The sequence below is a fragment of the Paraburkholderia caffeinilytica genome, from assembly GCF_051027425.1.
Taxonomy (GTDB): domain Bacteria; phylum Pseudomonadota; class Gammaproteobacteria; order Burkholderiales; family Burkholderiaceae; genus Paraburkholderia; species Paraburkholderia caffeinilytica_A.
This window is the reverse complement of the sequence record NZ_CP186553.1, coordinates 175,502-188,125: the sequence shown is the minus strand read 5'-3', so window position 1 is coordinate 188,125 and position 12,624 is coordinate 175,502. Positions and strand designations below refer to the sequence as shown.

Here is a 12,624-nt window from a genome sequence, read left to right as displayed (position 1 = left end):
GGTATTTTTTCATCGCCTGTCTTTCGAACGCCGGCATGTCATGCCTGCCGCCCGATGCGCTCCGGCGCTGCCTCTTTATCTACCGCACGGTTTGTTAGTGCCCGAGCTTATAGACTCGCGTCGCGGTGTCGTGAAAAAGTGCCGCTTTTTCGCTTGCTGAAGCGCCTGAGGCGATCCGCTTATACGCGTTCCACATCACCGGATAGCTGCACATGCCCTTGTCGACCGGCGAATTGGTTTCGAACATACAGCGCTCAGCGCCGAAGCGTTCGATACACGCATCCATATACGGCCGCCACGCATTCGCCAATTCGCCGGACGAAGGCGGCAACGGCTCGCGGTGAAATTCGAAACCAGCGATCGCCATCGCAAGGCCGCCGAGCTTCACATACGCATTCGGGCACTGCGCGAGTTCGTCGATCGCCGCGAGCCATTCGCGGAACACTTCATCGCGGCGCCCGTGGTATGGACCGACGCCGAGCGGCCCGCCCAGATGGTTCATCACGATCGGAAGCTCCGGAAAGGCCCGCGCGAGGCTCGCCAGTTCCTTGATCTGCGTGTGATACAGCCACGCGTCGAAGCACAGGTTGAACGCACCGAGCCGGCCTACGCCACGGCGGAACGTAGCGTCGTTCATCAGGAACAGCGGAGGCGGTGTCAGCAGGCTCGCCTGGAACGACTCGTGACGCGCGACGATATGACGGATGCTGCGAAATCTGCCGCCGCCGGCATCGACATGCGCCTGCAGCACGGCGTCGACTTCGTCGCCCAAGGTCAGATCCGCATAGCCGACGATGCCCGCACAGACCCGCGTATTCACGCCGCGCCGCGCGGCTTCGTCGGCCACCGAGGCGACGAACTCAGTCTCGCCGACTGGCTTGAATGCATCCGGCCCGTCGTCGCGATAGGCATAACCACATTGCACGTAGACAGTGGCGGTGATGTTGTGGCCCGAACTGGTGTCGGCCAGCAGTTCGTCAAGCAGATATCCACCGTCGCGATCCCACAGATGGTGATGCGGATCGACAATCGGCAGGTCGGGTTCGATGATGTCTTCGCGCAGACGGTCCAGCCACGCGGGGTTCAACTGAACATGCTTGAAAACGGGAAGCTCGTTAGTCGACATGGGAAGTCCTCGAAAGCGTCGTGTGTCCTTGGGGTTCAGCCCGCGATCACCGGCTGATCGCCGACGATCGTCGTGCGGTGCATCACGCGCCGCTCGGTCGGCTCGAACGAAGTCACCTGATGCATCGTGCAACGGTTGTCCCACAGCACCACGTCGTCCGTCTCCCAGCGATGCGAGTAGACGAATTGCGGCCGCCCGGCGAATGCCGCGAGTTCCGCGATCAGCGCACGCGCCTCGTCGCGCGGCATGCCTTGTACGTCTTCGTTGTAGATCGGGCTGATATAGAGCGACTTGCGCCCGGTCACCGGATGTTTGCGCACCATCGGTTGCCACACCGGCGGCATCGCGGCGCGTTCCGCGTCGGTGAGCGGCTTGAGCTTGTTCTGTTTTTGCAGAAACTCGAAGTCGTGCAGAGCGCGGCGCCCTTCGACCTGTTTCTTCAGCGCGCCGGGCAGCGCATCGTAGACGGCGTACATGTTGGTGAACTGCGTCTCACCGCCGGTGCGGCTCACTTCGATCCCGTGCAGCAGCGCGCCGGTGCACGGCACGGCGCGATAGCTGCTGTCCGTGTGCCAGAACTGCGCGAGCGACACTTGCCGCGCGGTGGGATGATCAGGCGGCATCAGCGTGCCTTCCTCATCCACATTCGACACACGGAAGATTTCGCGCACGCGCTTCGAGCGGATGATGTCCTGATGGAAAATCTCCGGCTCGCCGAAGCTGCGCGTGAACTCCACATGCTGCTGGTCGTCCACGTGCTGCTCGGGGAACACCAGCACGAGATGCTCCATCCAGATATCGTGCAATTCCTGATAAGCGGCAGGGTCCAGCCGATGGCGCATATCGACGCCCAGCACTTCGGCGCCCAGCGCGTCGCCGAGCTTGCGGACCTTGAATCGATTGGCGGTACGGGTGACGGTGGAAGCATTCACGGCTTGAACTGACATGGTCTATGTCTCCTTAATTGGGTGGATGGTTCTCGTTCTAGTCGGCGAACGAGAAGCCCATCGCACGCGTGTAGTAGTAGATGCCGCCGTCCTGCACGATCAGGAACATCGCACGCTGATCGCCTTCGTTGTGATGTGAATGCACGGCCACCGGCGGCGTGATCGTAGTCGCCCATTGCGACCACGCCTTGCGTTTGCCGTCGATCATCGAGAAGCAGCCGTCGCCGCGAATGATCAGAGCGACCGCCATCGAGTTATGCCGGTGCGGACGTTGCGCGACACCCGGCGGCAACGAGTTCATCGCGACGGTGAGCGTCGGCAGCACGTTGCGAATCGCCTCCTGACGCTCCGACGAAAAAATCAGCGCCGAGCCCGCAATATCCTGGCCACGGCCGACGTCATAGATCAGCTCGATCTGGCGTTCGATTTCATCGGCCGGATAATGCACGACCGGGGTCGGCGCATCGCCGCCGACCGGTGCGCGCAGATGTTCGAACGCGAGTTGCGGCTCGTTCGTGACGATCCACAGCACGGCGTCGGCGCCTGGCGCCGCCCGATAATGATGCGCGATGCCGCCGGGCAGCACGAACACGTCGCCCGGATTCCAGTCGACCTGTTCGTCGCCGCAGATTGTCTGACCACTGCCGACCATCACATAGACGATCACGCCGCTCGCCGCGAAATCGGTATTCAGCGATTCACCGGCACGAATGCGCGCGTAGCGCACCAGCGAAAGCGGCGTGGTAGCCGGCACGGGAATCTGCAACTGCGCCGACAGATCGCAGTCGATCAGACCGGTCGGCGTATCGGGATTCAACGCGCGCGCCGGTTCGGCGGTGAAAGCATGGTCCGGCACGGGCGGCAGCTGGATATTGAACGCGTTGCCCGTGTTGAAATAACGCGCGGTGCGTTGCGCGGCGGTTTTCGGCGCGGCGGCGCGCTGCGCCGGCAAATCCGCGATCGACCGCGTGGGAGCGGCTGTTGACATGTCTTCCTCCAGTTTCATCAGCTTTTTCCGGCCGCGCGGCGGCGGACGGGCTTCTATCGTTGTGCCTTCACGTTAAGCGCCTGCGTGGTTCGGGTCAAACGGGAAGTTCTTGTCGATACTCATCACTTCCCCTTATCGAAGCCGCAGCAAAACGCGCTCACGCCGCCACCGGCTACTTAACCGCCAGTAACGCAACCGCCATCGCCTTGAGCTCCTTGCGCAGCACCTTGCCAGTCGGCGTGGCCGGCAGTTCGCTACAGATCTCGATGCGGTCGGGCGCCTTGTAACTCGATGCAAGCGCCCGGCAATGCGCGCGCAACTCCTCGCTCGTCACGGTCGCGCCCGGCGCCTTCACGACGAACGCGACGATCATCTCGCCACGCTCCGCATCGGGCACGCCGGCTGCTCCGGCGAGCGCGACGCCTTCGTGCTGCCGCAGAATTTCTTCCACCTCGGCAGGTGCGACGTTGATGCCGGCACGCTTGATCATCTCCGTGTTACGCCCGATGAACTGCAGGCTGCCGTCTTCCGCGATGCGGCCAATGTCGCCGGTTTGCAGATAGCCGTCCGCGGTCCGGCATTCCGCGTTCAGCGTTTCGCTCTTGCCGGTGTAGCCGGGCGTGACGCGCCCCGCCACCTCGATCATGCCGGGTTCCCCCTGCGCGACCGGCACGCCGCTTTCGGCATCGACGATGCGCAGCCGCACACCGGGCAACGGCGGCCCCTGACAGTGCTTGCGCTCGTCGAGCGGCGTGTGGTGCCACGTTACACAGCAGTTGCCGTACGTCTCGGTCTGCCCGTACACATTGCAGATTTCGCGGATGCCGAGCACATCAGCCGCCGTCGCGATGTCCTGCGCGCTGCCGATCGTGAGGCCGGTGCGCAGGCTGCGCGTGCGTTCGCGCGAGAACGACGGGTGCGTGACCAGCGCGGTGGTCGCCGCCGGCAGCGTGTACAACGCGGTGCATCGATGCCGCTCGATCAGATCGAGCGCGCCGGCCGGCTCGAAACGGCTTTGCAGCACCAGTGTCGCGCCGTGCGTGAAGGTCGCGCACATTGCGTTCGCCGAGCCGTACGACCAGAAAAGCGGCAGGCTCAGCAGCACGCGATCGTTGCGGGTATACCCCTGCCGCTCGCCGATATTGAAGCCGTTCTCGATCACATTGCCATGGGTCAGCCGAACTGCTTTCGGGAACGAAGTCGAGCCGGACGTGTAGAGAATGAATGCGTCGTCAGCCGCGCAGGCGCCGTCGCCGGGCGGCGGAAGCGTATCGAGCGGCGCGGCGCGGCGGCAGAGTTCGGCGTACTGCGAGGCACCCGCGAAGCCATCGCCGCCCACACAGACAAGCTGTTGCAACGCGGGATAAGTGGCGCAGAGCGCACTGCCGGAACGCACGTCGGCCTGCTCAGGAATCAGCGCGGCAAGATCGGCCGCGTAGTTCTGGTCACCGAAACGCTCAAGCGTAAACAACACTTTCAGACTCGCGTCGCGCAGCAGGAAATCCAGTTCAGCGCGTTTGGACCACGTACTGACTGGGACCACTACCGCACCGAGCAGCGCTGCGCCCAAGCAGATCTCGATCCACTCGACCCGGTTGCTGAGCAGCAGCCCGACACGGTCGCCCCGCGCCACGCCGAACGATTGCAGGCAAGCCGCGACGCGCCGTGCGCGGATTTCGAGTTCACGCCAGCTGACGTGCTCGTCGTTTGCGATCACCGCGGGCTGGTCCGGCGACTGGGCCGCCATTTCGCAGAGAAGATCGAACAGGTTTCTGCTTAAAGGTGCTCGCATCATAAAACTCATGTGATGAAGTGATTGCCGTTGTGAACGCATCCTGCCGATGCTCACGCTTCGATACCGTGGCGACTTATGAGCCCACGCCGGCGCCAGACGCCGCGCCCACCGCATTCAGGTCTTCGCGATAGGTTTCCCGCGACTTCAGCGCGACAACAAAACTGACGACACAGAACAACGCGCCGAACGCGATCACGTACTGCGCGTGCGGCACGCCGCCACCCGCGGCCAGCAGCGCCCCGCCGATCAGCGGCGTGAAGCCGCCGCCCAACGCACCCGCCAGCTGATAACCGAGCGACGCACCGGTGAAGCGTGTACTCGTCGTGAAGAGTTCCGTGATGAAGGCGCCGAGCGGGCCGAACATAAAACCGTGCGCGAGGCCGGCCAGTGCGAAACCAAGCACCAGCATGCCGCTGTCGTGCAGCGTCGCGAGATACATCAGCGCGGAAATGTTGGTCGCCATCAGCACCGCAGCGACCATGAACACCGGCCGCCGCCCGACCTTGTCGGACAGCCAGCCGCCGCAGAACATGCCGATCACCTGGCAGAGCGCCGCGGTGGTCGCCGCATTGAGCGCAATGACACGCGGGAAGCCGGCTTGCACCGCATAGGCGATGCTGAACGGGCTGATCAAGGCGCTGATCACAAACGGTCCCGACACCATCAACGCGGCCTGCAGCACCTGGCGCCATTGCGTGTGCAACACCTGGGCGAGCGGCAGACGTGGCGCCTTGCGCAGCGCTTCGTCCTTGCGTTTCTGCTCGAGGAACACCGGGCTCTCCGAAATGCCGAGGCGCATCCACAAGCCGATCGCAATCAGCAGCACCGCGCCGAGAAACGGCAGACGCCAGCCCCAGGACAGCAGCTGCGCTTCCGGCAAGCGCGACACGAGTCCGAACGCAGCCGTGCCGAGCAGCAGTCCCGAACACTGGCCCATGCCGATCACGCAACTCCACAAGCCACGCTTGCCTGGCCCTGCGTGTTCCAGCGTCATCAACAGACCGCCGCCCCATTCACCGGCCACCGCGAGGCCCTGCAGCATGCGCAGCGCCATCAGCAACAACGGCGCCCACAGACCGATCTGCGCGTAAGTGGGCATGATGCCGACCAGCATCGTCGCAACACCCATCAGCACGATGCTCGAGATCAGCATCTTCTTGCGGCCGATGCGATCGCCAAAATGACCGTAGATCACGCCGCCGAGCGGCCGGACCAGATAGCCGATCGCGATCGTCGCAAACGCAACCAGGGTGCCGCCGGTCGAACCCAGTTCCGGGAAAAACAGCACGTTGAACACCGACGCGCTGGCAATGCTGTAAATAAAGAAGTCGAACCATTCGACCGTGCTGCCCACATAACTCGACATGACGACCCGAATGCCCAGGCGGCGTTTGGCGCTGGCTGAAGATTCATCGGCCGGCGCCGCATAACCTGCCTGCAACGTGTGCTCACTGCTGTTCGCTGACATGACGCTCTCCTCGACATTCCTGCAAAAGCCGCGGCTGCCGAACTTTAGGTTCACGCCGCCGCGCGGATGGTTGGCACTCAGAACTTGTGGCGGATCGCGACGCGCGCGAGATACTGGTTGACACTGCTCGACGCGGCCATCGGATAGATTCGCGCGGTCTGTGCATCGCCTGCTGCGCGTTGATAGACGCCCATCAGATACACGTCGGTGCGTTTCGACAGGAAGTAGTCGAGCACCAGGTTGAACTGATGCCAGCGCGGTTGCTGGTCCGTCAGGTCGACGTTGCCGCGCGTGAACGTATAAGCGCCGCTCAGCCGCAGAAACGGCGTGAAGTAATACGAACCGTCGAATTCGAAATTATCGAAGCGCACGTTCGAGGTCGGCATCTCGTACAGCACATGCGAATACACAATCCCGAACATCGCGCCGCCCACGGTGTAGGTGCCCGCCGCCGAGGCGATCCATTCATTCTGCACGCTGCCGGCAACGAAGGTATTGGCCAGCGCCGCATAGTCGGACGTGGTGCCGCTGCCCGACCCGCCGACCGCGCCGTTGGTGCCGACGCCAGGATGATCGAGCTTGATCACGCCCGCGCCTAGCACCACCGCGCCATTCGCGTAACCGGCGCCGACGCTCCATGCGCTGTTCTGGTTGAAGCCGCCGGCCGTATTGCTGAACGCGTACATGGCTTCCGCAGACGCGCCGCCAAAGGTAGGCGTCTTGTACTTGATCGTGTTGTTGACGCGGTACGTGTCCTGCAGATTGTCGTTATCGAGCGGATGGCCGCCGTATGCGCCCATGAACGCAACGAGGCTGATCGGTTGCACGTAGTCGACTACCGGATCGTACTGACGTCCCATCGTCAACGTGCCGTAGTTCGAGGCAAGCCCGACATACGCTTGCCGGCCAAAAAGCCGGCTGCCCTGGCTCATCGTGCCATTGTTGATGTCGAAACCGCTTTCGAGCCGGAACACCGCTTTCAGGCCACCGCCCAGATCTTCCGTGCCGGACACACCCCAACGGCTGCCTTGCATCACACTGCTCGCCGCCGTGTAGTTGCGATGGCCACCCTGATTACTGTTGAATGTCAGACCTTCGTCGATCAGGCCGTACAGCGTCACGCTACTTTGCGCGTACACCGTACAGACCGGACTCGCCAGCAGTGCCGCCAGCAAAAACTTTTTCATTGCGTCGTCTCCATGATTTTTTTTGTGTAGCCAAGCTTGACGGGCGCACGAAACCCTGCCGCCGCGCAGGACGCGGCGATGCGTTTCGCACGCGAGTCAATGAATCATTCAGGCGATGCGGCTGCGCGACGAGCCGAACGTCCGTCGCGGCAGCGCCGCTATCGCCATGGGTCGATCATTCAGGCTCGAAGCGGAAGTCGAGCACGTCGCCGGTGCGATCTTCGGAGAAGCGAGTCATTACGCGGCGGCCGATTTTCAGCTCTTTCGCGGCGGCATCGCCATCGCTCAGATCGACGCCGGTAAAGAAGCCGCCAATCGACGTGTCGGCGCCATCCAGTTGTACATAACCGAATGCATACGGCGGATCGGGCAGGTTCTGGAACGGCTCATAGACGATCGTGAAGCCCGTGATCGTGCCACCGGGACCGACTTCGACCCACTCGGTGGTCGGCTTGAGCGTCTGGTCGGAAAACGCGCGCGGCGGCACCAGCACCTTGCCGGATTCCGCGCAGCGGCGACCGTAGATTTTCGCGTTGTCGCGAATCTGCACGTAGAACCAGCTGGCGGTTTCGCCGAGCGCGTGGTCGTAGGTGATGTTCCAGTTCTCTTTGCGTCGCAAAAGTTCTGTTGCCATGTTCGTATCTCCTCTCAAGCCTCAATGACCATCGTGCCGAAAATCTGGTGGTCGCCGCCGTTGCCGCTCGCGACGCCGCGTTTTGCCCCCGCTGCCTGATGGCCGCCGGCCCTGCCCCATACCTGCAATGCGACTTCGGCGGCGCGCACCATCGCCGTGACCGCGATCGCGTTTGTGCAGAGCGTGCCGCCCGATGGATTCACCGGCACCTTGCCGCCGAGTTCGAAGTAGCCTTCGCGCATCAGTTGCACCGACTCGCCTCGCTCGCACAACCTCGCGGCGTCGATCGAATGAAACTCGGTGTTGCTGAACGGCGAGTAAAGTTCGGCGACGTCGATCTGCGTGCGCGGATCCGTGATCCCGGCCATCTGATAGGCGCGATCGAATGCACGGCCCAGCGCAAACGCATCGGCGTGATCGGCGATCGGGTTCGACGCCATCCGGTCGCCGAGCCAGTAGGTCTCCGCGCAATGCGCGAGCCCTGTGATCCACACCGCGTCGAGACGGTTCTCGCGGATATAACGCTCGGAGGCCAGCACCATCGCGGCGCCGCCGCTCGATTGCGGGCAGCAGTCCATCAGCTTGATCGGCCACGAGATGCAGCGCGAGGTCATCACGTCCTCGATGCTCACCTGTTTGCGCAAATGAGCATTCGGATTGAGCGACGCGTGCCGGCGGTTCTTCACCGTGACGCGCGCCATGTCTTCCTGCGTCATCCCGTAGTGCTTCATGTAGCGCACCGCCGACATCGCCAGCATGTTGATCGTGCCGAGCGGCAGCTGACGTTCGTACGACGGATCCCAGATCTTGTTGAGCACAGTTTGGGAATCGCCGCATTCGCCGACCTTGTCCGCGCCGGCGGTCAAGACGACGTCGCAGGCGCCCGACGCCACGTGGTAATAAGCGGAGATCACGCTCGAAATGCCGGTGGCGCCGCCCGTGTTGATGCGCAGGAACGGCTTGTTGCGTGCGCCCACCGCATCGACGCCAAGACGCTCCGCATTGCCGATGCCGACCATCGCATCGGGCGACAGCGAATAGACGATCGCCTCGATCTGCTCGAAGTCGAGCTTCGCATCCGCCATCGCGAGCACGACCGCCTCGCGAACCAGATCCGGATAACTGGCATCGTCGCGGCGTGGCTTGAATGCCGATTGCCCGATGCCGATAATGCCGACGCGTTCCTGTCTCATGCCGCTCCTCCCTGTTCACGGCCGAGCACGATCGCCGCCTGATATTGCATTGCAAAGCCGCTTGCCGCATGCGCGAGGCCACAGCGCACGTCGTCGATCTGATGTTCGCCCGAGCGGCCGCGCACCTGATTGGCCACCTCGGCGATACGGATCAAACCGTTGCAGAACACGGGGTTGTGCGTGAGCACGCCGCCCGACGGATTGACCGGCAGCGCGCCGCCGCGCTGGAATTTGCCCGCGCGAATCTGCTCGGCCCACTGCTCGCGTGCACACAGTCCGAGCGCCTCATAGGCGAGCAACTCCGTGTAAGGCGTCGCGTCGGTCACCTCGGCAACGTCGAACTCGGCGGCCGGATTCGTGATGCCGGCTGCCTTGTAAGCCTGCTGCGACGCGCTTTCGAGCGCCGGCGCACGGCCCAGTTCGCGATCGCCGAGGAAACCGGTTTCCGTCGCCCAGCCCATGCCGCGCACCCACGCGACATCCACGATCCCGCGTTCTTCGATGAATTCCGGCGACGCCAGAATCATGGCCACACTGCCTGTCACCGGCTGCGAGGTCATCGATGGCGCAAGTGGCCAGCGCGCGAGCCCTGCTGCCGGCCGCGTCGTCGGTCGGGCCTGTTCACCGTGATGACGGTTCTTCGCCGCGACGCGCGCCGCAAGATCACGCACGCCGGACACTTGCGCTTCGAGCGTGGCGGCCTGCAACGCATGCGCGGAGAGTTCGTCGAGCGGCAGGATGCGATGGAAGTACGGATCGGTGCCGAGCCGTTCGGCTTCCGGGAGCGACGATGCCTCGGTCGGGCTCCACGACACCACCAGTTGCGTGCGATAGTGGCCCGATGCGACACGCAGCGCGCCCATCACGAATGCGTGCTCGGAAGCGGAAGGTGTCGACAGGATGTCGCGATCGACGCCACCCACCGGCCCGGAGGCCATCATGACCGAGATCGCGCGACCGTCGAACTGATCGTTCGAAGCGACCACGATGCCGTCGATGTCGTCGATCGTGAGACCGGCATCGGCGAGCGCCATCTGCACGGTGTCGTACATCATCTCTTCGAGCGAACGGTCCTGTCCCCCGATGACCGGGCGTATCGCGCAGCCGATGACGCCAGGCTGAACCTTGTAAGTCATATGAGAGTCCCTCTGGTTGATATCAAACAGTCGACCGGTGCCCTTCGAAGCAAGCCGCGAATGCCGGATCGGCAGTCGTCTTCGAGGGGCCGCGCACGGCGGGTGGCGCGCCGTCGATCCACGCGGGAAACAACACCTGTAAATCGTGATGCGGACCGAGGCGCAACAGATTGCGCGCGACGTGATGCGGCGCTTCGACGGCCTCGCTCAAATCGAGCACCCGCGTTACGCAGCAATCCGCCGCAGCGAAGCGGTCGATGCATTCGGCGGCGCTCAAGGTCGCGAAGAATGCTTCGAGCTCGCCGATCAGTTCGGTTTGCGGCAACGCGTCTTGATGCCGCGCCAGCCATGCCGGTTGATGTGCGGCCTCGCAGAACGCCCGCCAGAATTTCGGCTCGACCGCGCCGAGCACCACATGTCGCGCATCGCGCGTCCGGTACACGCGGTAGTACGCCGCACCGCCGTTCAGATAGGTTTCGTCCGTCTGCGGCGCGACACCTGTGGCGCCGAGGCCCGCCAGCGCAAACTGCTGCAGCAGCATCGGCGTATCGGCGAGCGCCAGATCGATGAAGCAGCCGGCGCCATCCGCGTCACGCCGATGCAACGCACCGAGAATCGCGATCGTTGCGAACAGTGCGCCGCTGACGTCGGTAATCGGCGGATCGAAATACCGCGGTGGGTTGCCGTTGCGATGCAAGACGCCGGAGGCCGCCAGATAGTTGGCGTCGTGTCCGGCCTCGTGCGCGGCGGGACTGCGTTGACCGTAGCCGGTGAGCGCGCAATAGACGAGCCGCGGATTGCGTTCGGCGAGCGTCGCGTAGTCGAGACGAAGCCGCTTCATCACACCGGGACGAAAGCCTTCGATCACGACGTCGGCCTCGTCGACGAGCCTCAGGAATGTGGCGACGCCTTGCGGCGATTTCAGGTCGAGCCGGCAGATCGTCTTGCCCGCGTTGATCGATGCATGAAACACGGGGATGCCGGCGTCGTCGCGCGGACCCAGCTCGCGCATGCCGTCACCGCTGGGCGGCTCGATCTTGATGACCTGCGCGCCCATATCGGCGAACAGCAACCCGGCGAGCGGACCAGGAATGTAGGCGGAGACGTCGAGTACCCGTACACCCTGCATGAATGAATTGAAGCGGGACATTCGCGCGCTCCGTCACAGCACGGCCGTCGGCGCGAGCGGACTGCCCGTCGCACCGACGATCGGCAGCGCGCTCGCCATCAGCAGGAACGTGCTGCGCTTGCGCGACGCAATCTCTTTCAGGCTCAGACCTTCGAGCAGCGGCACACCATAGTCGCGAATCAATCGCTGATGTACCGGGAACACCTGGCCTGCGGGAAACGGCAACACTTCGATTGCGTAGTTATCCGCACCGATCACCGCGACGTCACGTTGCGCGAGCCATAACGCCGCTTCCACGTCGATGCCCGGCTCGATATCGAATGAGATGTCCGTCACGTCCGCCTGGCCTTCGAGCCAGCCCGTGCGGATCAGCACCGCATCGCCGCGGCCGATCTCGATGTCGGCGGCCCCTGCGGCTTCAAGAAGATCGGCGCGGCTGATCGAGTAGTTCGGCGCAAGCGGCTTGCCGCGCAATTGCACGAAATCGAGCAGTACGGCACGTGTGACGATCGGCGGCATCTTGTCGACACCGAGCCGGGCGGCACCCGTCGTGCTGCGAACCGTGTTGCCGGAAAAGCCGTTGTAGAGTTCATCGTCGTACCATGCGTGGCACAACGCGTCGATGTGCGTACCGATATGCAAAGGCATCACGACGCTATCTTCGGAGAACTGGAATCCACCCGGACGGCGACCGCCAGCGGCATAATCACCGCCATCGCGATTCATGAAATGCTGCAGGCCACAACGGTGTTTCGGACCGGGCGTCTTCGCCGAAAGTGGTTGCGCGAGACTCACCACTTCGCCGGATTTCACGAGCGACACAGCGCGCCGCACTTCTTCCGGTCCGATCAGATTGAGTGCGCCGCGCTCATCCTCCGCGCCCCAGCGCTGCCATGCTTCTTTCATGTCCCGTTCGCCTTTGAATTTGACGTAGTCCGGTAATGTCGTCGTGTCGCTGCACAACGCTGTCTCCGTGAACACACGTTAAAAGGCTGACCCTATGAGGGTCAAACGGGAAGTT

General features: G+C 63.4%; 11 protein-coding genes. All 11 read right to left on the bottom strand.

Translation table 11 applies throughout. The features are described 5' to 3' along the window. Positions 1-94 precede the first annotated feature (94 nt). A complete protein-coding gene (locus tag ACOSV0_RS21360) occupies positions 95-1,126 on the bottom strand; it encodes an amidohydrolase family protein (RefSeq protein ID WP_434113337.1) in 1,032 nt (343 codons plus the stop codon). A gap of 35 nt (positions 1,127-1,161) precedes the next feature. Then, positions 1,162-2,073 carry a TauD/TfdA dioxygenase family protein gene (locus ACOSV0_RS21355; RefSeq protein WP_434113335.1) on the bottom strand — a complete coding sequence of 304 codons (912 nt, stop codon included), beginning with the start codon at positions 2,071-2,073 and terminating at the stop codon, positions 1,162-1,164. Between the two features lie 37 nt (positions 2,074-2,110). After that, entirely contained in the window at positions 2,111-3,061 is a 951-nt protein-coding gene (locus ACOSV0_RS21350; protein ID WP_434113333.1) for a cupin domain-containing protein, read from the bottom strand. A 172-nt stretch (positions 3,062-3,233) separates the two neighbouring features. Then, entirely contained in the window at positions 3,234-4,856 is a 1,623-nt protein-coding gene (locus ACOSV0_RS21345) for a class I adenylate-forming enzyme family protein (RefSeq protein ID WP_434113332.1), read from the bottom strand. 73 nt (positions 4,857-4,929) lie between these two features. After that, entirely contained in the window at positions 4,930-6,324 is a 1,395-nt protein-coding gene (locus ACOSV0_RS21340) for an MFS transporter (RefSeq protein WP_434113330.1), read from the bottom strand. A 77-nt stretch (positions 6,325-6,401) separates the two neighbouring features. Continuing rightward, a complete protein-coding gene (locus tag ACOSV0_RS21335; protein ID WP_434113328.1) occupies positions 6,402-7,511 on the bottom strand; it encodes a porin in 1,110 nt (369 codons plus the stop codon). A gap of 175 nt (positions 7,512-7,686) precedes the next feature. Continuing rightward, on the bottom strand, positions 7,687-8,145 hold the full coding sequence (locus ACOSV0_RS21330) for a Zn-ribbon domain-containing OB-fold protein (RefSeq protein ID WP_434113326.1): 459 nt from the start codon (positions 8,143-8,145) through the stop codon (positions 7,687-7,689). A gap of 14 nt (positions 8,146-8,159) precedes the next feature. After that, positions 8,160-9,338, bottom strand: coding sequence for a thiolase family protein (locus ACOSV0_RS21325; RefSeq protein WP_434113325.1), 1,179 nt, complete (start codon positions 9,336-9,338; stop codon positions 8,160-8,162). After that, complete coding sequence (locus ACOSV0_RS21320; RefSeq protein ID WP_434113324.1) at positions 9,335-10,474, bottom strand: thiolase family protein; 1,140 nt, start codon at positions 10,472-10,474, stop codon at positions 9,335-9,337. Before ACOSV0_RS21320 ends, ACOSV0_RS21325 begins: the two co-directional genes overlap by 4 nt. A gap of 22 nt (positions 10,475-10,496) precedes the next feature. Continuing rightward, the gene (locus ACOSV0_RS21315; RefSeq protein ID WP_434113322.1) at positions 10,497-11,624 is read right to left on the bottom strand and encodes a CaiB/BaiF CoA transferase family protein; all 1,128 of its coding nucleotides are present in this window, start codon (positions 11,622-11,624) and stop codon (positions 10,497-10,499) included. A gap of 12 nt (positions 11,625-11,636) precedes the next feature. Next, positions 11,637-12,509 (bottom strand): cyclase family protein, encoded by an 873-nt coding sequence (locus tag ACOSV0_RS21310; RefSeq protein ID WP_434113320.1) that lies wholly within the window; start codon positions 12,507-12,509, stop codon positions 11,637-11,639. Between the last annotated feature and the right edge of the window lie 115 nt (positions 12,510-12,624).